27 protein-coding genes and 4 pseudogenes are annotated in these 19,775 nt (G+C 70.5%); 6 read left to right on the forward strand and 25 right to left on the reverse strand.

Translation table 11 applies throughout. The features are described 5' to 3' along the window. Nucleotides 1–127 precede the first annotated feature (127 nt). The 3 genes from QQK48_RS03860 to QQK48_RS03870 are packed head-to-tail and all read left to right on the forward strand — an operon-like array spanning nt 128 to nt 1,942. The gene (locus QQK48_RS03860) at nt 128–739 is read left to right on the forward strand and encodes a chloride channel protein (protein ID WP_284327530.1); all 612 of its coding nucleotides are present in this window, start codon (nt 128–130) and stop codon (nt 737–739) included. Between the two features lie 32 nt (nt 740–771). Beyond that, nucleotides 772–1,422, forward strand: coding sequence for an amidohydrolase family protein (locus QQK48_RS03865; RefSeq protein WP_284327531.1), 651 nt, complete (start codon nt 772–774; stop codon nt 1,420–1,422). Next, nucleotides 1,304–1,942, forward strand: coding sequence for an amidohydrolase family protein (locus QQK48_RS03870; RefSeq protein WP_348523435.1), 639 nt, complete (start codon nt 1,304–1,306; stop codon nt 1,940–1,942). The genes QQK48_RS03865 and QQK48_RS03870 overlap by 119 nt, the downstream gene beginning before the upstream one ends. Before the next feature lie 90 nt (nt 1,943–2,032). Here the strand turns inward: QQK48_RS03870 and QQK48_RS03875 are convergent, their stop codons facing one another. From QQK48_RS03875 to QQK48_RS03965, 21 genes and pseudogenes are all read right to left on the reverse strand, one after another. Next, a complete protein-coding gene (locus tag QQK48_RS03875) occupies nt 2,033–3,409 on the reverse strand; it encodes an MFS transporter (RefSeq protein WP_284327532.1) in 1,377 nt (458 codons plus the stop codon). After that, nucleotides 3,334–4,269 carry an MFS transporter gene (locus QQK48_RS03880; RefSeq protein ID WP_284327533.1) on the reverse strand — a complete coding sequence of 312 codons (936 nt, stop codon included), beginning with the start codon at nt 4,267–4,269 and terminating at the stop codon, nt 3,334–3,336. The genes QQK48_RS03875 and QQK48_RS03880 overlap by 76 nt, the downstream gene beginning before the upstream one ends. A 300-nt stretch (nt 4,270–4,569) precedes the next feature. Beyond that, nucleotides 4,570–5,055, reverse strand: coding sequence for a cysteine hydrolase family protein (locus QQK48_RS03885; protein WP_284327534.1), 486 nt, complete (start codon nt 5,053–5,055; stop codon nt 4,570–4,572). Next, entirely contained in the window at nt 4,940–5,179 is a 240-nt protein-coding gene (locus QQK48_RS03890) for a cysteine hydrolase family protein (RefSeq protein WP_284327535.1), read from the reverse strand. Before QQK48_RS03890 ends, QQK48_RS03885 begins: the two co-directional genes overlap by 116 nt. Beyond that, nucleotides 5,176–5,322, reverse strand: coding sequence for a hypothetical protein (locus tag QQK48_RS03895; protein ID WP_284327536.1), 147 nt, complete (start codon nt 5,320–5,322; stop codon nt 5,176–5,178). The genes QQK48_RS03890 and QQK48_RS03895 overlap by 4 nt, the downstream gene beginning before the upstream one ends. Continuing rightward, nucleotides 5,255–5,530, reverse strand: coding sequence for a cysteine hydrolase family protein (locus QQK48_RS21180; RefSeq protein ID WP_431308396.1), 276 nt, complete (start codon nt 5,528–5,530; stop codon nt 5,255–5,257). The genes QQK48_RS03895 and QQK48_RS21180 overlap by 68 nt, the downstream gene beginning before the upstream one ends. Further along, complete coding sequence (locus QQK48_RS03900; RefSeq protein ID WP_284327537.1) at nt 5,514–5,825, reverse strand: hypothetical protein; 312 nt, start codon at nt 5,823–5,825, stop codon at nt 5,514–5,516. The genes QQK48_RS21180 and QQK48_RS03900 overlap by 17 nt, the downstream gene beginning before the upstream one ends. A 34-nt stretch (nt 5,826–5,859) precedes the next feature. Then, a complete protein-coding gene (locus QQK48_RS03905) occupies nt 5,860–6,795 on the reverse strand; it encodes an ABC transporter permease (RefSeq protein WP_284327538.1) in 936 nt (311 codons plus the stop codon). Continuing rightward, nucleotides 6,722–7,501 (reverse strand): ABC transporter permease, encoded by a 780-nt coding sequence (locus tag QQK48_RS03910; RefSeq protein WP_284329302.1) that lies wholly within the window; start codon nt 7,499–7,501, stop codon nt 6,722–6,724. Before QQK48_RS03910 ends, QQK48_RS03905 begins: the two co-directional genes overlap by 74 nt. A 223-nt stretch (nt 7,502–7,724) precedes the next feature. Then, nucleotides 7,725–8,069 (reverse strand): ATP-binding cassette domain-containing protein, encoded by a 345-nt coding sequence (locus QQK48_RS03915; RefSeq protein WP_431308287.1) that lies wholly within the window; start codon nt 8,067–8,069, stop codon nt 7,725–7,727. After that, nucleotides 7,972–8,988 (reverse strand): ATP-binding cassette domain-containing protein, encoded by a 1,017-nt coding sequence (locus QQK48_RS03920; protein ID WP_284327540.1) that lies wholly within the window; start codon nt 8,986–8,988, stop codon nt 7,972–7,974. Before QQK48_RS03920 ends, QQK48_RS03915 begins: the two co-directional genes overlap by 98 nt. Next, nucleotides 8,924–9,448, reverse strand: coding sequence for an ATP-binding cassette domain-containing protein (locus tag QQK48_RS03925; RefSeq protein WP_284327541.1), 525 nt, complete (start codon nt 9,446–9,448; stop codon nt 8,924–8,926). Before QQK48_RS03925 ends, QQK48_RS03920 begins: the two co-directional genes overlap by 65 nt. Next, nucleotides 9,424–10,308, reverse strand: coding sequence for a periplasmic substrate-binding domain-containing protein (locus QQK48_RS03930; RefSeq protein WP_284327542.1), 885 nt, complete (start codon nt 10,306–10,308; stop codon nt 9,424–9,426). The genes QQK48_RS03925 and QQK48_RS03930 overlap by 25 nt, the downstream gene beginning before the upstream one ends. Before the next feature lie 34 nt (nt 10,309–10,342). Continuing rightward, on the reverse strand, nt 10,343–10,564 hold the full coding sequence (locus QQK48_RS19020) for an ABC transporter substrate-binding protein (RefSeq protein WP_348523749.1): 222 nt from the start codon (nt 10,562–10,564) through the stop codon (nt 10,343–10,345). Next, on the reverse strand, nt 10,459–11,115 hold the full coding sequence (locus tag QQK48_RS03935) for an ABC transporter substrate-binding protein (protein WP_284327543.1): 657 nt from the start codon (nt 11,113–11,115) through the stop codon (nt 10,459–10,461). Before QQK48_RS03935 ends, QQK48_RS19020 begins: the two co-directional genes overlap by 106 nt. Before the next feature lie 91 nt (nt 11,116–11,206). After that, a complete protein-coding gene (locus tag QQK48_RS03940; protein WP_284327544.1) occupies nt 11,207–11,548 on the reverse strand; it encodes an allophanate hydrolase-related protein in 342 nt (113 codons plus the stop codon). Further along, nucleotides 11,463–12,218 (reverse strand): amidase, encoded by a 756-nt coding sequence (locus QQK48_RS03945; protein ID WP_284329303.1) that lies wholly within the window; start codon nt 12,216–12,218, stop codon nt 11,463–11,465. The genes QQK48_RS03940 and QQK48_RS03945 overlap by 86 nt, the downstream gene beginning before the upstream one ends. Nucleotides 12,219–12,348: 130 nt before the next feature. Further along, nucleotides 12,349–13,014 (reverse strand): annotated as a pseudogene (locus QQK48_RS21185) (amidase family protein); the annotation flags it as partial. Next, entirely contained in the window at nt 12,954–13,559 is a 606-nt protein-coding gene (locus QQK48_RS03955) for an urea amidolyase associated protein UAAP2 (protein WP_284329304.1), read from the reverse strand. The gene QQK48_RS03955 and the pseudogene QQK48_RS21185, both read right to left, overlap by 61 nt. Next, nucleotides 13,471–14,034: a DUF1989 domain-containing protein gene (locus QQK48_RS03960; RefSeq protein ID WP_284327545.1), complete on the reverse strand. Its 564-nt coding sequence runs from the start codon at nt 14,032–14,034 to the stop codon at nt 13,471–13,473. The genes QQK48_RS03955 and QQK48_RS03960 overlap by 89 nt, the downstream gene beginning before the upstream one ends. 31 nt (nt 14,035–14,065) lie before the next feature. Further along, nucleotides 14,066–14,491: pseudogene (locus QQK48_RS03965) on the reverse strand (DUF1989 domain-containing protein); the annotation flags it as partial. A 126-nt stretch (nt 14,492–14,617) separates the two neighbouring features. Between QQK48_RS03965 and QQK48_RS03970 the strand changes: the two are divergent. From QQK48_RS03970 to QQK48_RS03980, 3 genes are read left to right on the forward strand one after another with little or no spacing between them, the layout of a single operon-like run. Next, complete coding sequence (locus QQK48_RS03970; protein ID WP_284327546.1) at nt 14,618–14,938, forward strand: helix-turn-helix domain-containing protein; 321 nt, start codon at nt 14,618–14,620, stop codon at nt 14,936–14,938. Next, complete coding sequence (locus tag QQK48_RS03975) at nt 14,911–15,108, forward strand: hypothetical protein (protein WP_284327547.1); 198 nt, start codon at nt 14,911–14,913, stop codon at nt 15,106–15,108. Before QQK48_RS03970 ends, QQK48_RS03975 begins: the two co-directional genes overlap by 28 nt. Further along, entirely contained in the window at nt 15,056–15,259 is a 204-nt protein-coding gene (locus QQK48_RS03980; protein ID WP_284327548.1) for a hypothetical protein, read from the forward strand. The genes QQK48_RS03975 and QQK48_RS03980 overlap by 53 nt, the downstream gene beginning before the upstream one ends. Here the strand turns inward: QQK48_RS03980 and QQK48_RS03985 are convergent, their stop codons facing one another. The 4 genes and pseudogenes from QQK48_RS03985 to QQK48_RS04000 all read right to left on the reverse strand — a co-directional run. Then, nucleotides 15,260–16,075, reverse strand: a complete 816-nt coding sequence (locus QQK48_RS03985; protein ID WP_284327549.1) for an N-acyl homoserine lactonase family protein — start codon at nt 16,073–16,075, stop codon at nt 15,260–15,262. It lies immediately after the preceding gene. Next, nucleotides 16,072–18,180, reverse strand: a complete 2,109-nt coding sequence (locus tag QQK48_RS03990; protein ID WP_284327550.1) for a carboxyltransferase domain-containing protein — start codon at nt 18,178–18,180, stop codon at nt 16,072–16,074. Before QQK48_RS03990 ends, QQK48_RS03985 begins: the two co-directional genes overlap by 4 nt. A 163-nt stretch (nt 18,181–18,343) precedes the next feature. After that, nucleotides 18,344–18,619: pseudogene (locus QQK48_RS03995) on the reverse strand (acetyl/propionyl-CoA carboxylase subunit alpha); the annotation flags it as partial. A gap of 97 nt (nt 18,620–18,716) precedes the next feature. Next, a pseudogene (locus QQK48_RS04000) lies at nt 18,717–19,622 on the reverse strand (ATP-binding protein); the annotation flags it as partial. Nucleotides 19,623–19,775 lie beyond the last annotated feature (153 nt).

Consider the following 19,775-nt stretch of genomic DNA (forward strand, 5'->3'; position numbering starts at 1 on the left):
TCCCGTCGCGGCCGGCGCATCGGGAGCCCTTGTCGCCAACTGGCTCGGCATCGCCTTCATCCCCGGCGGGCTCGACGACTACTCGGGGCCGGGATGGGCGGACATCTACGTCGGCATCCCCATCGCTGTGGGCGCGGCCGCCCTGTCGCTTGCCGGCGCGTGGGCGATGCCGTACCTGTGGCACGCCCTGCGGCGCTTCCCGAACCCCATCGTCTTCACCACGCTTGGCGGCATCCTGGTCGGCATCCTCGGCGCCGTCGGCGGCACCATGACGATGTTCAAGGGCGCGGAGCAGTCGGGTGAGTTGGTCGCGACCGCGGCAGAGTACTCGTTCTGGGCCCTGCTCGGATTCGCCGTCATCAAGGTGGCCGCCCTCACGGTCTCAGCGGCCGCGGGCTTCCGCGGCGGCCGGATCTTCCCCGCCGTCTTCATCGGCACCGCCGTGGGACTCGCGGGCCACTCCCTGGCCCCAGAGACCTCGCTGGCCATGGCGCTGGCCGCGGGCGCCGTCGGCTCGATCCTGGCGATCGGCCGCGACGGCTGGCTTGCCATCTTTATGGGCATCGCGCTCGTGGGCGACGTGTCGATCCTGCCGTCGATCTGCGTCATCGTGCTGCCGGTCTGGCTCCTCGTGACCTCGGCCCCCGAGATGCTCGTGCACGGCGCCAGACTCCCCCGAACGCAGGCCACCAGCCGCCGGAGTAGCGCACAAGGCAGTACCAATCTCGCGATAGGCTGAGGCAACCCCGGACCGTCCTCGAGGAGCCCGCCGTGAGCCCTGCCCGTCTTCCCCTCACCCCCACCGGCCAGGGTGTCCTGCGCATCGTCGGCGCCACCATCATCGACGGCACCGGCGCCGAGCCCCGGACGGGAGTCGACGTCGATGTCGTCGACGGCACCATCGCGCGGATCGGCCCCACGAGCCCCGCCGCCAGCCGCGCGGACATCACGCTCGACGCCCGCGGCGCCCACCTCTTGCCCGGCTTTGTCGACGCCCACGTGCACCTCACCATGCCCAACGGCGCCCGCACCGAAGACGAACGCCTCAAGTTCGCCGAGGAGCACGCGTTCGCGACGGCCGAATCGATGCGGATCACCGTCGAGGCCGGCGTCACCACCGCCCGCGACCTGTCCGGCCTTACCCCCGGCTTCCGCAACGCCGTCGCACGCGGCTGGATCACCGGCCCGCGCATGCACCTTGCGATCGCACTCCTGTCCCCCACCGGCGGCCACGCCGACCCTGTCAACGCCAATGGCAGCCTCGCCGCCTACACGGCCTACGAGCCGATCCCCAGGCTGGGCAGTGGTCGACACCGACGAAGAGGTCATCAAGGCGGTCCGCACGCTCCTGCGCACGGGCGCCGACGTCATCAAGGTGTGCACCACCGGCGGCATCTCGACGCCCACCGACAGCCCCGATGACCTCGGCCTCAGCGAGCAGCAGGTGCGCCTCATCGCGTCGGAGGTCGCCAGGCGCGGCGGCCGCGCCATCGCGGCACACGCCCAGGGGCACGAGGGCGCGATGGCCGCCGTGCTCGGCGGCACCACCAGCCTCGAACACGGCTACGAGATGTCCGATGCCCTCATCACCGAGATGCTCGCGCGCGGCACGGTCCTGGTACCGACCCTGTCCACCCTGTCGATGACGCCCGACCCGGCGGTGAAGCCCGCTGAGGTCGTGGCGAAGAAGCTCGAGTGGCAGGTCCGCGGCCGCGACGCCGCGGCCAGGGCCATCGCCGCCGGGGTGCCGGTCGCGCTCGGCACGGACGCCGGCATCCACCCGCAGGGTCAGAACCTCGCGGAGCCTCGGCCACCTCGTCAACGCGGGCATGTCACCTCTGGCCGCCATTCATGCGGGCACTCTCGCCGGTGCCCGCCTCCTGGGCCTCGAGGACCACCTCGGGACCGTCGCCGAGGGCAAGGCTCGCCGACCTGGTCCTGACGAGCGTCGACCCGCTCGACGACATTCACGCGCTGGCCGATGCGGCCACCGTCACGGCCGTTGTCCAGGGCGGGCGCCTCGTGAAGGATCTCAGCGGGCGCTCTCGCTGACACCCTGCGTGGCGGGCTCCGCGAGCCGGTTCTTTCGCTCGGCGCTGCGACGCTCACGGACTTCCGCCTCGAGACCGCGCGCCGTGACGGCCATCGTCGTCGCCACCGCGGCAAGGAGCCCGGCGCACCCCCACCACAACACCGCACTGCCCGCGTGGGCCAACACCAGCCCACCCAGCATCGGCGCCATCATGTGCGCTCCCGACCAGGTCAGACCGTAGATCCCCTGGTAGGTGCCGCGCCAGCGCGCAGGTGCGAGCGCGGCCACCATCGCCGCGGCCACAGGGAACGTCGCAAGTTCGCCCAGCGTCCACGTCACGACCGCCACCACATAGGTGGTGGTGTCATCGGCCACGGCCTGGAGCGCGTAGCCGATGGCCGTCACCCCGACCCCGACCGCGAGCGCCACCGATCCCGGCACGCGTTCGATGAGGCGCATGGCGGGCACCTGGAGGACGCAGAGGAGGGCACCGTTGACGGTCAGCAACGCGGCATACGCCTCCAGCGACAGGCCCTGCTCCCCCATCACGATGGGCAGCGTCGAGGTGGCCTGGAAGTAGACCACCGTGAAGACGAGCATGAGCGCCACCAGGACGAGCATCGGCCGATCGGCCAGCGCCCTCCGATAGCCACCACGTCCCGCGCGGCCATGCTCGTTGGCATCTAGCGCGGGGTCAATGGCGAAGGCAGGCGGGCCGAAGCGGCCACCCGAGCGCAGCAGCCTGCCAAGGAACACCGCGACCGCCACGCAGACCGCTGCCTCCACCACGAAGATCAGCGTGAAGGAAACGGACTCGAGCCGCACGGCGACGATGGGACCAATCGCGAAGCCAAGGTTCATCGCCCACACCTGAAGGAGGTAGGCGCGCGGCCGCAGGTCGGGGGCCACGCGGTCCGCGATCATCGCGCCGAGGGCCGGGCCGCCGAGATGCCCCACGATGCCGTACGTGAAGAGCACCGCCGCGATGCTGAGCGCCGACTGCGCCAGCGGGATCGCGAGCAGCATCGCGGCGCCACCAAGGAAACTCACCATGAGCACGGGCAGGCGGCCGATGCGGTCAGACAGCGTCCCGCCGAGCAGTGACGCGACCACGCCGCCAGCACCATAAGCGGACACCACCGCCGTCGCGTGCGTCACCGACAGCCCCGGCTCGGAGACGAGGTACGTCGACAGGAACGGCACCACGAAGCGCCCCGTCCACAGCACGAGGATGCCCACCCAGATCACCCAGAAGGCGCCGGGAAGACCCCACGGCGACCGCGGCCGCCACACCCCGCGACTCACGGCACGGGGGTACCGGCAGGCACCGCGGCATCGGCCACCGTGGCGCGCGCCGTGCGCGACGTCACCACCCACGCGACCGATGCGGTGGCGGCGCACCCCAGGAACAGGGCTGCGGCCACCAGCGGCAGGCTCGCAAGACCACCGGCATCCACCCGTGCGCTCGCCACCGCCGCACCGAGCGACGTGCCGGTGTAGATCAGGGACGAGTTGATGCCCACGACGACGTTCACGTGGCGGCCGGCATGAGACACGATGAGGGCCTGCAGCGGTGGGTTGATGGCCCACGAGCAGAACCCCCAGGCCAGCAGGATCGCCGCGACGCCGACGGGGTGGGAGACGTAGGCGAGTCCCGCCACACAGACCGCCGCCGCGACCCCAAGGCCCGTCAGGGCGCGGGCGGGACCGATGCGATCCGCCACGACTCCGAAGACGCCGTTGCCCGCCAGCCCCGCGAGTCCGTAACACAGCAGGAGGCCGGACAGCAGGGCCCCGGTGGCACCAGTGGACTGTGCAAGGAACGGCGTGATGAAGGTATTGAGCCCACCCGTGGCGGCTCCCTCAAGGAGAGCGGTCGCGAGGGTGGCCACGAGCACCACGAGGGCCGAGACTCCGACCGCCGCCGCCACGCCTTCGCGTCCACGGGCCGCCTCGCCGTCGCTGCGCAGTTCCGCCTGCCACGGCCGGAGCGCCACGATCACGGCGGCCACGATCACGGCCACCGCCGCACAGAGAAGGAAGGTGGCACGGGCGCCGATGGTCTCGGCCAAGAGATTGCCCAGCGGCGCGCCCAGCAGGGACGACAGCACCATGCCGGTGAACGAGATCGACAGGGCACGGGAGCGGTGCGCGCCGGCCACGATGGACCCGGCGTGCACGGTGCACATGGGCACCACGCCCGCGACGGCAACCGCCTGGATCACGCGGGCAATCATGAGCCTGCTCCACGGTGTCGACCTGCGACACCGCGACCGCGGTCAGCGCCACCAGCGGCAGCGCGGTCATCATGACCGAGTAGGGCCGCCGATGCCTCACGAGCCATGCGATGACGGGCGCAGCCACGGCATAGGCCAGCCCGAAGACCGCGTTGGAGCGACCCACATCGGCCAGCGAGATCCCGGTCTCCTCGGCGAAGACGGGAAGCACACCCGGGACCAGCATCGACCCCAGGGTCGCGGCGAACACGGCCGCGGCGAGCGCCCACAGTGTCAGCAGCGCGCGCCGCGACACCCCGCTCACTCGGCGACCGCGACGGCCACGTCCTCGAGGGACGCGAGCCACTGCATCGTGTCGTCGCTCGTCACGAGGGAGTCCCGCTGGAGGTAGCGGATCATCTCGAGCGCATCGTCGTGGGCCTGCAGCGACGACCCCATCACCACGTCGGTGACGACGTTGAGGTAGAAATCGCGCTGGTGGGCGTCGACCGCCGTGTAGAGGATGCAGATGTCGGTGAAGCCGCCGATGAGGACCACCGTCTCGGCCTTGTAGGCCTTCAGCACCAGGTCGAGTTCGGTGCCGAAGAAGCCGCTGTAGCGGCGCTTGCGGATGTGGAACTCCTCGGGAAGCGGCTCCAGGCCCTCGGCCAGTTCGGTGTACTTGTTGCCCTCAATGCAGTGCGGCCCCTCGGAGCCGTCGAGCCTCGCGGCCGATGTCCGTGAGGTGGGGCTTGTGGACCTCCTGGATCCACACCACCGGCACGCCCTTGGCGCGAGCCTGCGCAACCATGGCGACCGCCTTGTCACGCTGGGCGGGGATGTCGAAGGGGTCGTCCTTCGACATCGGGCCGTCCATGGGGCCGCCCTGGAAATCGACGACGACGAGGACCGTGTTGCCGTGGATGTTCATGCGTCCTCCTCATTGGTGGCGGGGGTGGGGAGCGCGTCGAGCCACGTGTCGACGGCTTCGAGGGTGACGAGGGCGTCACGCTGGAGGTACTTCATGGCGCGCAGCGCCGCATCGTGGGCGCGCTGCGAGGAGCCGATGACCATGTCGGAGACGGTGCGGAAGCGGTAGTCGAGCCTGGTGGGCGTCGACCGCCGTGTAGTGGATGCACACGTCCGTCATGCCGCCGATGAGGATGAGGGTGTCCGCCCGATAGCCCTTGAGAACGATGTCGAGCTCGGAGCCGAAGAACGCGCTGTAACGGCGCTTCTGGATGAGGTACTCCTCCGGGCGGGGCTCAAGCCCGGAGTGCAGCGCGGTGCGCGGGTCGCCCTCGACGCAGTGGACGCTTTCGGCTCCGTCGAGGCTCGCGGCCGATGTCCACGAGCGACGGCTTGTGCACCTCCTGGATGAACACCACGGGCACGCCCTTGTCGCGGAAGCGCGCGACCATGTCGACGGCCTTCGCGTTGCGCTCGGGCCGTCCCGCCATGTAGCCGGGCTTGTCCGCGCCGAAGGAAGTCGGCTGGCCCCCGCCCTGGATGTCGACGACCACCAGGACCACGTTCCCGTGGGGCTTGAGATCTGACGACGGGGTCGTATCGGTCACCTGGAGTGGCATGGGGAGAGTTCCTTCTTTCTTGTCAGGACAGGCGGACGCGCGGGTCAACGGCCGCGAGGACCACGTCGACGAGGGCGTTGAGGAGGACGTACACGGTGCCGAGGATGAGGCAGACCGCGGCGATGGCCGGGAAGTCGCCCACGCCGATGGCGGAGGACAGATACGAGCCGAGGCCGTTCCACGAGAAGACCTGCTCGATCACCACCAGGCTCGACACCATGAAGCCCGCCTGGACCGCGAGGAGTGACAGCGCGGGGGATGACGCATTGCGCAGGGCGTGCCGGCGCAGGATGGTGCCTTCTCGCTCGCCCAGCGCCCGTGCGGTGCGCGCCCAGGGCGACTTGAGTGACGAGGTGATGCCGTCGGCGAGCACGCGGGCGAGCGCAACTCCCGATCCCACCGCGGCGGCGAAGGCAGGCAGGATGAGGTGCTCGATCGCGTCCCAGGTGTAGGTGGGGCTTCCGTGCAGGATGCCGTCGAGGACATAGAACCCCGTGCCGTCCTCGTAGGGCCCGTACGAGGACCGTCCCGCGGCGGGGAGCGCTCCCCCAGCCACTTGTAAAACACCAGGACCGACAGCATCGCGATGAGGAATGACGGCGCGGAGGCGGCGGAGAAGAACACGAACCGCATGAACGCGCCGAACTTGCCGGGTCGCGAGTACACGGACGCAAGCGAGACGCCGATGACGACGGTCAGCGCGAGCGCCCAGCCCGCGAGTTCGAGGGTCGCGGGAAGGCGGGTCGACAGGCTCGTCGGAGATGGGCCGCTTCGAGGACAACGACACGCCGAAGTCGCCCTGCACTGCGCCGGACACGAACGAGCCATACTGCGCGATGACCGGGTCGTCGAGGCCCAGTTCCTCGCGCGCCTGGGCAACGGCCTCAGCGCTGGCGTTGACACCCACGTACGTGCGCACGGGGTCCGAGTCCGCGACCTTTCCCAGGGTGAAGACCAACAGCGTGAGGCAGAACAGCACCACCACGAGCGAGCCGAGGCGCTTGGCGACGAAGGCTCAGCATGGTCACACTCCCGTCCGCCGGAGCACGACGCGGAGCGCGTCGCCGGCGTAGTTGAAGACGAAGGCCAAGAGGCCGATGGCGAGGCTGGGGAGCACGGCCACCCACCAGGCGTTGAGGAAGTACTGCATGCCGTCCGATGCCATACGGCCCAGTTCCGGCGCGGGCGCCGGAGTGCCGAGGCCAATGAACGACAGCGCCGCGAGGGTCATGACGACCGCGCCGATGTCGAGGCTTGCCGTCACGACGACGGTGGGGGTCACGGCGGGGACCACGTGCCTGGTCAGCGAGCTTCCAGCCCTTGACCCCCGAGACCCGAGCGGCTTGAACATGGGGCAGGGCGACTACGCGGCGCACCTCGCCGCGCACGAGGCGGGCGTACAGCGGCCACCAGACCACGATGATGCCCACCATGGCGGCGCCGAGGGACTGGCCGATCGCCGCGGCGATGGCCATCGCGATGATCATGGCGGGGAAGGCGAGGAAGATGTCGGTGAAGCGCATGAGCGCCGAGTCGATCCAGCCACCCTTGAAGCCCGCGATGACGCCGATGGCGGTGCCGATCACAGCGGAGATGCCGGTGACGACGACCGCGGCGAAGAGGCTGCGCTGCATGCCGGACACGAGGCGCGTGGCCATGTCCATGCCCAACACGTCGGTGCCCAGGAGGTGGCCGTCGGACAGCGGCGGCTCGAGCCTGGCCGCCCGAAGGAATGATGGGGCTGTAGGGCATCAGCCACGGCCCCACGGCCGCGATGAGCACCACGAGAGCGACGCCGATGAGGGACGCCTTCTCCCCCACCCCGAGTGCCGACCAGGCGGTGTCGCGGGGGCCGCTGCTGCTTGCTGCGCCCGTTCGAGAGTGGCCTTACGCGAGAACGGCATCGACGAGCCTCCGTCCGTAGTCGGTGGTGATGTCATGGGCGAGGCGCTCGGCGGCGACCGTCTCGACGATTTCTCCGCCGGTCATCACCAGGACGCGGTCCGCGATGAGACGGGCCGCGGCAAGGTCATGCGTCACGAACATCACGGAGATGCCGAGCGAATGCCGCAGGAGGTTGATGAGGTTGAGCACGGAGCAGGCGACCGAGACGTCGAGCGCGCTCGTGGGCTCGTCACACAGGAGCACCGAAGGCGGCACGACCACCGCTCGCGCGATGGCGACGCGCTGCTGCTGACCACCGGAGAGTTGGGTGGGGCGCGCCTGCAGCACGGAGGCGTCGAGTCCGACGAGCCTCGAGGGTTTCGAGCGCTTTCGCGCGGCACTGCTCGCGCGTCCAGCCGCGTCCGGTCGTGGTGTGTTCGATGCGCTCGCGCAGAAGTTCCTCGACGGTGCGCCACGGGGTCAGGGAGGCGCCCGCATCCTGGAAGATCACCTGCGTGCCCTCGCCTGCGACGCCCTGCGCGTCGACCGCGCCGGTGTCCGCCGTCTCGATCCCGCCTGCGATGCGCAACAGCGTCGACTTGCCCGAGCCAGACTCGCCGACGAGCGCGACGGCCTCGCGGTAGCCGATCTCGAAGGACACATCCTTGAGCACGTGGTTGTCGACGCGGCGACCCTTGACGCGCGCCGAGTAGGTCTTGTTCACCTCGTTGACGGTGAGCGAGGCCCTCGTCACGTGTTCGACGAGCGTCACATCGTCCAGCCCTGTCGCGGCACCCACCGCGGCCGTGGGACCGGTGAAGTCCTGCCACGTGAGGTCGCCAGACGACCACGCGGCGGCGACGTCGAGCGCGGGCTTGTCGAGGCCGTCGAGCACATCGGTCATCGACGCGACCACGGCGGTCTCGGGAGTACCGACCGGCCGTGACCGGTCGGTCTCGAGCGTGATGCGGGAGGCCATGAGCCTCCGCGTGTAGGCATCGGACGGGCGGCCGATGACGTCGTCCGCGGGCCCGGACTCGACCACGCGCCCGTCCTTCATGACGGCGATGTCGTCGCACATGTGACGGGCAACGCCGAGGTCGTGGGTCACGAAGAGCACCGCACACCCGGCGTCCTGGATGGACTCCCTCAGTACGCCGAGAACCTCGGACTGGACGGAGACGTCGAGCGCCGTGGTCGGCTCATCGGCGATGAGGAGCCGAGGCTCGGGCGCGAGGGCGAGCGCGATCATCACGCGCTGGCGCATGCCGCCCGAGAGCCTGGTGGGGGTACTTCTTCAGCACCTCGCCCGCGCGGCGGATCTGCACCCGCTCGAGCGCTGCGACGGAGGCCTCTGCGGAGCCGGTGTAGCGGTTGAGCATCCGGCCGATGGTCATGGTGGGGTCGAGAGACCGCATCGGGTCCTGGAACACGGACGTGACGTCCGAGCCCCTTACCTGCGACCACGCCGGATCCGTGATCGGCGTGAGGTCGCGGCCCGCGATGGTGATCGCGCCGCTGGCCTGCGCGGTGCCATCGGCCGGGATGATGCCCTGCACGGCGGAGCCGATGGTCGACTTTCCGGAGCCCGACTCGCCGACGAGACCGAGGCATCGGCCGGCGTCGATCGAGAGCGAGACGTCGGACACCGCGGCGACCACGCGACCACGGGCGCGGTAGGTGATGCTGAGATCAGAGACGGTCAGGACCGTGGAGGGCTCGGCCATGCGGGGCTCACTTTCGAAAGGGGTGGGTGCCTCGTGGCGGCGAAGAGGGAGACGCCGCCACGAGGCACATCACGTGTCGTGCGGGTTACTCCGCGGGCGACAGGCTGGGTGAAGTCGAAGGTGATGCCGAGCAGCGGGTAGTGGCGCCCTCGACGCCGGTGACGTCCTTCTGGAAGGCCGACGAGACCTTGAGGTCGGCGATCGTGTGCCACAGACCCGTGGAGGCGACGACCTCGGCGATGTCGCCGTAGAGTGACTCGTCGCCAGTGGTCACGGCCTCGTCGATGAGCTCGTCGAGCCCGTCCGTGGTGCCGCCGAACAGGTTGAGGCCACCAGAGGTGTAGTAGAACAGGCGGGCCCAGGTGTCCGGGTGGTCGGCGTCGGGGAAGCCGGTGAACAGCGTGATGTCGGGAGCGGCCTCGGGGTCGTACACGGTCGACCAGTAGGCGCCGGACTCCAGGCCCACCGACTCCGCGGTGATGCCCGCGGTGTTGAGCCTGTGCCGCGACGTTGTCCGAGATGTCCTTGGCGCCGGGCACGAAGGACGGGTAGGCGATCTCGATGGACTCGCCCGCCAGCGCACCGTCGGCCACGCCTGCCAGCGCGTCGGCGTCGTACGCGATGACGCTCTTGTTGTCCTCGTCGGCGATCATGCCGGTCGGGAACACGCCCGTGGTCGTGGTCCCGAGCTCGCCGTAGACCGCGTCGACGATCGAGGCCCAGTCGATGCCCTCAAGGAGCGAGACGCGGGTCTCCGCCTCGGCGAGCACGCCGCCGGGGTTGAGGAACACCACGGGCGACATCACCGCGGGGTACGTGGTCGTCGTGAGGTCCGCGTTCTCGGACAGCGCGTCGAACATGGTCTTGTTCGCGGAGCCGATGTACCCGTCGAGGTCACCGCTCTCCGGCTGGAGCCTGGATGGTGTTGGCCGAGTCGAGAACCGTGTACTTCACCGCGGCGTAGCCACCGGTGTCACCCCAGTAGCCGTCGTAGGCGTCCAGGGTGTAGGTCACGCCGGGCTCGAACGATCCGTACTGGAAGGGGCCGGTGCCGGCGTCGTTGTTCGCGAACCAGTCCGCGTCGTCACCGTGTTCTGCGAGAGCATCGGGCGAGATGAGCAGAGCCCGAAGGGCGACGCGAGGTAGTCGAGGAAGGCTGCGTTGGGGGCGTCGAGCGTGAAAACCACCTCGGTGTCCGACGGCGTCTCCACGGAGGCGATGCCCGCGACCATATAGCCGGGGCCGTTGGCACCCTCGGTCAGCATGCGGTCGATCGACGGCTGAACCGCGGCGGAAGTGAGCGCGGTGCCGTCGTGGAAGGTGACGCCCTCACGCAGCGTGAACGTGTAGGTCAGGCCGTCCTCGGAGACGGTCCAGTCGGTGGCGAGCGAGGGCACGATCTCGGGCTCGTCGGCTCCGACCTGGTACTTGAGGAGGCCCTCGTAGGCGGCGTTCACGACCGTCACCTCGGTGCCGTCGTAGGCCGACGAGGGGTCGGGCGCGGACATGTCGGAGGACAGCCCGATGTCGAGCGTGGTGTCGACGGCGGCGGCATCGGAGCCACCAGAGGACTGGCCGGGGAGCGCCTCGTCGGCGCTCGAGCACGCGGACAGGCCCAGGGCCAGAGCGGCGGCTGAGGCGAGGGCGAAGGTGGTGCGGCGGTTCACTGCTGGCTCCTTCAGTGGGGGAAATGAGGACCGTCGGGGGAACGGTACAGCGAACCTATCGGTCAATAGTTACACAGAGTCGCGGGGTGCGTTACGGGCACGTTTCGTGTGCCCGCGAGGCGAGCCATGAGACCCAATCGCCGCTGCTCGTGATGTCGAGCGCACCGTCGGTCGCGTAGGGCTCGCAGAGGAATCCGCTGACCACGTCGCCGCCGTCGAGGGCGACGCTGCCGATAGCCATCGGGGCGGGAAGGTCGTCGACAAAGGACCCGAAGCCCGCCGCGGTGAGGCGCCAGATCTCTCCGACAATCGCGCCGTCAGAGGCGGTGTCGCGGATCAGACCTGGCTTAGGAGGAACCGTGTTCAGAGCGTACATCCGGTAGCCGGGAGCGGTTGACGTGCGACGCACCAGCACGGCACCCCGCGAGGCCAACTGATGGTGCAGCGGCTGGCCCTCGCGGTGGGCGCCGATCACGAACACGTCCACCTCGTCCACCTCCGCCGCTGGCGTGCGGGGCGCCGAGGCCCCATCGAGGCTCCGCGCGGATCGCGTGAGCGATCCCCAAGAGACGATCGTCCGAGAAGGCGTGCCCCGTCAGCATGGCGCCGAAGTGCCCCGGAGCGCCCGTCCCGGCCACGCGACCCGCAGGCAGCGCGAGCGCCGCCATGTCGAGCAGGTTCGCGTAGTTGGTGAAGCGCCCCATGCGTGAGTTCGCGCCGACCGGGTCGGCGGCCACCTCGGCAAGCGTGGGATGCCACGTGGTGGTGGGGGTGAGCACGGCAGCGGCATCGGCAAGCAACTCGCGCGCCGCGGCGCGGTGACCCTCAAGCGCGCGCTGGTCGGCGAACAGGCGGGCGGCGCTGTGGCCCGCCCCGGCGAGCACGATGCCCGCCACCGTGGCGTCAAGGTCGCCGCCGATGGCGTCGCAGTGCGCCTCGAGGTGCTCCCCCACCGCCGCGTAGCGCTCGGCGACGAACGACGACTCGTACAGCATGCGTGCCGCCTCCAGCAGCGGGGCGATCGAGCGCTCCACGATCTCGTAGCCCGCGGCTTCGGCCGCCTCGACGCTGCGCTCGAACGCCGCGTCCCATCCGGGTGCCAGGTCGCCGAGGCTCGCCTCGCGGCGGCACCACGAGGCGCCTACGTGCCCGCGGCGTCAGGCTCTCAGTCACGGCAGCGCGACGAGACACCGGATCGCCAGCATCGGGGCCGGACATCACGGCCACGGCACGGGCGGCGAGGTCCGCGTCCCGGCCAAACACGGTGACACAGTCAAGGGAAGCGCAGGCGGGCACCACGCCCGTCGTCGGCACCAGGCCACGCGTCGGCTTGAGGCCCCACAACCCGTGGAGCGCCGCGGGCACGCGGCCCGAGCCCGCGGTGTCCGTGCCGAGTGCAAGGTCCACCAGGCCTTGGGCGACCACCACCGCCGAGCCCGACGACGAGCCTCCGGAGATGCGAGTCGCATCGGCCGCGTGGCGCACCGCGCCGTACGGCGACCGCGTCCCCACGAGCCCCGTCGCGAACTGGTCCATGTTGGTCTTGCCCACGATGATGGCGCCGGCCTCGCGCAGGCGTGCCACCGCGGGTGCGTCCACGCCAGCCGCATAGGCGTAGGTGGGCGCGCCGGCGGTCGTCGGGCAACCCGCGACGTCGATGTTGTCTTTCACCGCCACCAGGACGCCCGCGAGCGGGAGGTCGTCGCCGGCCGCGAGCGCGGCATCGACCCGCTGCGCCGCCGAGACGAGGCTGTCCGCGCCGACGAGGTGAATCCACGCCTCGGGCCTGTCGGTCGTGGCGACTGCGGTGAGGAACCGCTCCACCGCATCGGCCGCACTCACAGCGCCTCCGGGGCGGTGACGATCACGCGCAGCGGGGTCGGGTTGAAGTCGTTGCACGGGTTGTTGACCTGCGGGCAGTTGGAGATCACCACGAGGACGTCGCGCTCGGCACGCAGGGCCACGCGCTTCCCCGGCGCGGACATGCCGTCGACGATGCCGAGGGTGCCGTCCGCCTCCACCGGAACGTTCATGAACCAATTGATGTTGGACACCAGGTCGCGCGGGCCGAGCCCGTGGGCCGCCCCCTCGAGAAGGAAGTTCTCCCTGCACGCGTGATGGAACATCGTGTGATGCCCATAGCGCAGGGTGTTCGATTCCTTCGAGCACGCGCCGCCAATGGTGTCCTGGCGCTCCACCTCGTTCGCGACGATGGTCATGAGCGGGTTGTCCTCATTCGACAGGAGCACCGACCCCTCCACGAGGTACGCGTTGCGCTGGGCGGTCAGCGTGGTCTGCACGGAGTAGCGCTCGGCGTGATCGTGGGCATCGAAGATGAGGCAGTCGCCGGACTGGTTACCGCCCACGTCGACGAGCGTCAGGACGTTCCCCGCCCGCACCACGGCTGACCAACCCGCCCTGGGGGCGATCTCCTGGTCGAGAATGACGGCTCCCGCGACGCTCGGCTCCGAGCGGTCGAAGTAGTCGGCTTCGTAGGTGGCCCAGGTGACGGTCATGCGACCCCCTCGTGAGGACGTGAGCGTGGGTGTTGAGGTAGGCGCGGGTGCGCTCGGGCGTGGCGCCCCACCAGGGATCGGCGGGGGCCGATGCGGCAGCGGACCACGCGTGGACCCTGAGGGGGCTCACGGTGTAGTCGTCGCGCGGGTCAAGGGGGTGCGCCGCATTCGCGATCAGGATGGTCAGCGGCATCTCCGCGACCAGGTCCACGCTCGCGCCGGGCCCGGCGGAGCCGGTCCAGGTGAGCGAGCCGTCGCCGTCCACGCGCACGCCCTTGAAGAAGGACACGGTGGGCGGGAGGTCGCGGGGTTCGAGCCCCTCCTTGGTTCCCGCGAGCCTCAGCAGGCTCGCGGCCTGCGGCGGTCGCGCTATGTGCCTCGCCCGCGCCGTAGCGGCGGGCATTGCCGGCGAGGGTGGTGACTCCGCAGAACGCGTCGTGGTGGCCGTCCGCGGTGTCGCTCACGATGGTGGCGAGGACGCGCCCGTCCCCGGACAGGAGCGGATGCCCCGCTCCGAGGTAGGCCTGCCACGGGATCTTCTGCGTGTCCGCGACGTTGAGCCGCTCGGCGGTGTTCAGGGCCGAGTAGATGGCGACGTGCGCACAGGCGTTCCCTCCGACGTCCTCGAGCCGCAGGCGCGTCCCGCGGGCCACGGTGAGATGTGTGTAGCCGGGTCCCGCGACCGTCTCGGCCCACGTGAGCGAGGCGGGTTCGACGTCGACGGGGACGTACGGCGACGAGGCCGCCGGAAGGTAGGGCATCGCCTCGACGGCGGCGTCGGATCGCCCACGCGCGTCATCCCGCGCCTGGGCCAACGTTGCCGTGCTCGCGCGGCGGCCGGCTCCTGCATCGTTCGTCATCACTCACCTCACCTTTCGGTCGATAGGTACAGGGCGAGTGTAGGGCGGCATTGTTACGTCTCGATTTCGCGTCTCGCGCCGCCATTCGACCCCGGGTCGGAAGCGCTACTGTGGGGGCGATTCGCCATGACCGACGACACGACCGCCACCCCGAGCCCCGCTCCCACCCGCCGCTCCCGCCCTCACGGCAAGGACCCGGTGGGACGCGAGCGCATCCTCGAGGCTGCCGCACGCCTGTTCGTCGAGCAGGGGTACGCCGCGACCACCACCCGCCAGATCTCCGCGGCTGTGGACATCAAGCAGCCGTCGCTGTACTACCACTTCCCCAACAAGGCCGCGATGCTCAATGAGCCTCCTCATCGAGACGACGAAGCCGTCCATCGAGAAGGCCCGCGAGCTTCTCGCGCAGCGCGACAGGGATGGCCTCGAGCGCCTGCTCGAGCCTGATTCGCTTTGACGTCCACCTGCTGGGAGCGGGCCCGTCCAACATCGGCGCCCTGTATCTGCTGCCCGAGACCAACGAGCCGATGTTCGGCTCCTTCCAGGCGCTCCGCCTCGAGCCTGGTGGCCGCCTACGGCGCGCTGCTGCGACGCGCCATCGCGGAGGGACGCGCTGACGTCGACGATCCCGCATCGACCGCAGCGCTCTTGTTCTCCCTGGTCGAGGGAGTCATCCTGCGCCGCGCCGACGACCGCAACCTCGATGCCGCCCGCGTGGCGGACGGCATCGAGCAGGCAACGCTGCGCATCCTCGGCGCGAGCCTCTAATTACCGAACGGTCACGAGGCCCGTCTCGATAGCCGTCACCCACGGCCCCCAGGCGGGGTCGTGGCCCGGCCACACGTCTTCCCCTGCCGCCGCAAGGTCGGCAAGCCTGTCAATCGACCGTTGTGCGAGCGCAAATCCTTCGGAGGCGTCCGCCGAACCACACGGCGTCCGGGTGTCGATGTTGACCCGCAGGTCCGCGGCATCGCATGCGAGCACCACGACCGTGCCGGAGGGCAACTCCACCCTGAACGACTGGTGTCCTGGCGTGTGTCCCGCCGTGTCGATCGCCGTGAGGCCGGGCGCCAGCGGCGCGTCCCCGTCGAGGAGCACCACGCGCTCACTCGCCTCCAGCAGGTCCGATGGCAACACCACCTCGGGGAAACCCGCTCCGTCGACGACCCACTGCCACTCGCGCCGCTGCACCACCACGGGCGCCTCTCCCGTCAGGCGGATGCCTCCCGTGTGGTCCACGTGGGCGTGGCTGATCGCACAACCGCGCAGGTCGCCCCAGTCGAGTCCGGCACGCTCCACCGCCTCCGCGAGCGGGTCGCCCGGCGGCACCACCGCGGTGTACGAGTCGTAGTTGAACGTCTCTCCGCGGAGGCGCGGGTCGCGGATCACGGGCACGTTGAAGCCCGCGTCGAGGAGGACCCAGCCGTCCTGGTACTCGACGGCGGCGGCCGTCACCGGCTCCAGCAGGTACCGGTGGTCGGAACCGCCGTGAAGCGAGATCGACTCCCGGATGGGCTCGTAGCCCACGATGAATCCGTGCAGGGCCACCGGCATGCCGGACAGGCCGTTCAGGATGGTCGTCATGCCGCCACCTCCGTACGAATGGCGACGATCGGGTCGCCCGGCGCGACCGTCGCGCCCGCCGCGGCCAGCACGGCATCCACGGTGCCCGCATGCGGCGCGAGCACCCTGGTCTCCATCTTCATCGCTTCGAGCACGGCCACGGCATCTCCCACCTCGACTCGCTCGCCCTCGGCGACCAACACCTTCCACACGTTCGCGGCGAAGGGCGCCTCGGCACCCACGCAGCCCTCGGCAAGTGCCGCGGGGGCTGCTGCCACCACGGGCTCCACCACGCGGGTGAACTCACCCGCGGCGTGCCACCTCTCACGCTCCTCGCCGAACGCGGCCCGCTGCGTCGAGCGGAAGGCCGCGATCTCCTCAGCATTGTCGTCGAGGAACGCCGCGTGCTCGCGCATGGACAGCGTCCCGTCGACGATCTCGGGGCGCCACAGCCCCGCCGTGAAGTCGGCGCGCAGGCGCAGCAACTCGTCGGCCTCGACGGGGTACCAGGAGATGCGGTCGAAGAAGTCGAGCAGCCACGGACGGGTACCGTCCACGGCGCGATCGTCTCCGGCGAACGATGCCCAGCGGTCCCACACCTGGGTGGTGCGGCCCACGAACTGGTATCCGCCGGGGCCCTCCATGCCGTAGATGCACAGGTACGCACCGCCGATGCCCACGGAGTTCTCTGCCGTCCACGTGCGGGCGGGGTTGTACTTGGTGGTGACCAGGCGATGGCGCGGGTCAAGCGGCGTCGCGACCGGCGCGCCGAGGTACACGTCGCCGAGCCCCAGCACCAGGTACTCGGCGTCAAAAAGCGTGCGGTAGACGTCATCGACGCTGTCGAGGCCGTTGACGCGCCTGATGAACTCGATGTTCCACGGATTCCACGGGGCGTCGTCGCGTACGCCGGCCTCGTAACGGGCGATGGCCTCGCGCGTCGCCGGGTCGTCCCAGGACATCGGCAGGCGCACGTGACGGCTGGGCACCACCAGGTCCTCCGCGTCCGCGACGTCGGCCGCCAGCGCGAGCAGGCCGTCGAGCGCCTCGCGGGTCACGTCCGAGGGTTCCGAGAAGGTGACCTGAAGCGAACGAATCCCCGGGGTGAGGTCACGCAGTCCGGCTGGCGGATTCTCGCGCAGGGCGCGGTGCAGCACGTGAATGCGGGCGCGCAGCATCAGGTCGAGCCCGGCTCTCCGAGGCTCGATGAGGACCGAGTCGTCCCCCTGGCGACGCAGCACAAGGCCGTCGCGCTCGGCGAGCACGCCGCGCGCGGCACCGACGGGCTCGGGATGCGCGGGCTCCAGGCGCACCAGGTTCACGGTGTCCCCCGGCGCCAGTTGGCCGAGCCTCCAGCGCTCACCCTTGGCGATGGTCACGGGAGTCACGAAGCCGCCGAGGCTGGGGCCGTCTGGGCCGAGCAGCACCGGTGTGTCTCCTGTGAAGTCCATGCCTCCCACCGAGTACGGCGTGTCATGGATGTTGGAGGGGTGAAGCCCCGCCTCGCCGCCGTCCTGGCGCGCCCACTGCGGCTTGGGACCGACCAGGCGCACGCCGGTGCGGTCGGAGTTGAAGTGGACCTCGTACGGCGTCGAGAGCACGGCTTCCACGTCGTCGGGAGTGAAGAAGTCGGGGGCGGAGTGGGGTCCGTCGAGGACCCCGATCTCCCAGGTGCGGCCGATGCTCGGGCGAGCCTCGGACGGCACTGGTGCCACCGCATCGGCCGGCTGGACGGCCTCGCCGAGCGCGAGCACATCGCCGATGACGAGGGCGCGGCCAGCATGGCCGCCGAAGCGGCCGAGCGAGAAGGTGGCCTTGGACCCCAAATAGTCAGGCACGTCGATGCCGCCCTCGAGGAGCAGGTATGCGCGCAGGCCCGCCTCGACCTGGCCCACCTCGACGGTGGAGCCGGCCGGAATGACGAAGGGCTCCCACATGGCCACGGGCTCGCCGTCGACGCTCACGGCCGCCGGCGCGCCGGTGACGATGGCGCGGCGCGCGACGCCGAGGCGGAGGCGCGGACCGGAGACGGTGCACTCGAGGCCCGCGGCCTGCGGGTCGTTGCCGAGCGCCTCGTTGCCCAGGCGGAAGGCTGCGGTCGTCCATGGGGCCCGACGGCGGCACACCGATGTGCCACAGACCCGTGCGCCCGCCCAGTTCCTGGACCGTGGTGAGGAAGCCGGGCGCCTCGACGCGGATATGGTCGATGGCGGCGATGGTTCCCGCGCCGAGCGTGGCGGTGGTGTGCCGGCCCGCGGCGACGAGGGGGTCCGTCGCGATCGCGCTGAGCAGCGCGAGGTTGGTCTGGATGCCGTCGATCCGCGTGGCGCCCAGCGCGGCGGCCTGGCGCTCCCAGGCCTCTGCCCTGGTGGCGCCCGCCGTGATGACCTTGGCGATCATGGGGTCGTAGCGGGTGCTGACCTCGGTGCCGGAGGAGACCCAGGTGTCGACGCGCGCGTCGGCGGGGAACACGGCGCGCGTGATGGTGCCGGGGCTCGGGCGGAAATCGGCGCCCGGGTCCTCCGCGTAGACGCGGGATTCGACGGCGTGGCCGGTGACGGGCACCTCGCCGGTGGCGCGGTACGGGTCGAGAAAGCCTTGCGTCGCCCGCGCCGAGGGTCAGCATCCACTCCACCAGGTCCACGCCCGTCACCGCCTCGGTGACGGGGTGTTCCACCTGGAGACGGGTGTTGATTTCGAGGAAGGACGCCGCGCCGGTGCGTGCGTCCACCACAAACTCCACGGTGCCGGCACTGCGGTAGCCGACGGAGGCCGCCAGAGCACGGGCGGTGGCATGCAGTTCGGCGCGGACCGCAGGGTCAAGGTCGAACGCCGGGGCCTCCTCCGCCACCTTCTGATTGCGGCGCTGAAGGGTGCAGTCGCGGTCGCCGAGGGTGACCACGCCGCCGGCTCCGTCGCCGAAGACCTGGACCTCCACGTGCCGGGCGTCGTCGATGAAGCGCTCGGCGAAGACTCCTCCGCCTGCGACGTCGGCGACGCGCCGCACGGTCGCGAAGGCCGTGTCGACATCGGCGAGGTCGCGCAGCACCGCCATGCCCTTGCCGCCGCCTCCTCCCGCCGCCTTGATGATGACGGGCAGGCCGATGCGCGCGATCTCGGTGCGTGCGTGCGCCGCATCGGCGAGGTCGTCGGTGGCGGCCGCGAGCGGCACCCCAGCCGCCACGGCGTGGGCGCGGGCGGCCTGCTTGTCTCCGAAGGCGTCGATGTGGTCGGGGCTCGGCCCCAGGAAGACGATGCCTGCCGCCTCCACGGCGCGGGCGAAGGCCGCGTTCTCGGACAGGAAGCCGTAGCCGGGGTGGATGGCCCACACGCCGTGGGTGAGCGCCACCTCGACGATCTGCTCGATGTCCATGTAGGGGTCGATGTCGCCGCGGCGTTCGAGGGCGACGGCGGCATCGGCCGCGTGGACGTGCGCCGAGGCACCGTCGTCATCGGCGTAGATCGCCAGCGAGGTGCCGCCGAGCGCCGAGACCGACCGCGAGACGCGGACCGCAATCTCCGCCCGATTGGCGATCAATACCTTGCCGATACCGCTGCCGCTGCCCATCCCTGCCGCCCTTCATCGTGTGCGAATGACGGCGACTCTATCGGGCGATAGTTACTAGCGTGTTTCGGCGAGGAAACGTTGCGTGCGACGCGCGCTGCACCGAAAGTGGCGGGCCCCACCAAGACACGACGAGGCCCCGATCCCTCCAGGGGA

Origin of the sequence: Demequina litorisediminis (genome assembly GCF_030161615.1) — a bacterium.
GTDB classification, from domain to species: domain Bacteria; phylum Actinomycetota; class Actinomycetes; order Actinomycetales; family Demequinaceae; genus Demequina; species Demequina litorisediminis.

What these genes read in the sequence shown, in the direction of transcription:
- QQK48_RS03925 (WP_284327541.1), bottom strand. Translation starts at nt 9,448, where the DNA reads ATGGCCGAGCCCTCCACGGTCCTGACCGTCTCTGATCTCAGCATCACC.
- QQK48_RS03895 (WP_284327536.1), bottom strand. Translation starts at nt 5,322, where the DNA reads ATGGTCATCGGCTCCTCGCAGCGCGCCCACGATGCGGCGCTGCGCGCC.
- QQK48_RS03960 (WP_284327545.1), bottom strand. Translation starts at nt 14,034, where the DNA reads ATGCCCGCCGCTACGGCGCGGGCGAGGCACATAGCGCGACCGCCGCAG.
- QQK48_RS03920 (WP_284327540.1), bottom strand. Translation starts at nt 8,988, where the DNA reads ATGCGCCAGCGCGTGATGATCGCGCTCGCCCTCGCGCCCGAGCCTCGG.
- QQK48_RS03975 (WP_284327547.1), top strand. Translation starts at nt 14,911, where the DNA reads ATGGCCTCGAGCGCCTGCTCGAGCCTGATTCGCTTTGACGTCCACCTG.
- QQK48_RS03880 (WP_284327533.1), bottom strand. Translation starts at nt 4,269, where the DNA reads ATGATTGCCCGCGTGATCCAGGCGGTTGCCGTCGCGGGCGTGGTGCCC.
- QQK48_RS03985 (WP_284327549.1), bottom strand. Translation starts at nt 16,075, where the DNA reads ATGACGACCATCCTGAACGGCCTGTCCGGCATGCCGGTGGCCCTGCAC.
- QQK48_RS03970 (WP_284327546.1), top strand. Translation starts at nt 14,618, where the DNA reads ATGACCGACGACACGACCGCCACCCCGAGCCCCGCTCCCACCCGCCGC.
- QQK48_RS03910 (WP_284329302.1), bottom strand. Translation starts at nt 7,501, where the DNA reads ATGGACATGGCCACGCGCCTCGTGTCCGGCATGCAGCGCAGCCTCTTC.
- QQK48_RS03890 (WP_284327535.1), bottom strand. Translation starts at nt 5,179, where the DNA reads ATGAACATCCACGGCAACACGGTCCTCGTCGTCGTCGATTTCCAGGGC.
- QQK48_RS03930 (WP_284327542.1), bottom strand. Translation starts at nt 10,308, where the DNA reads ATGTTCGACGCGCTGTCCGAGAACGCGGACCTCACGACGACCACGTAC.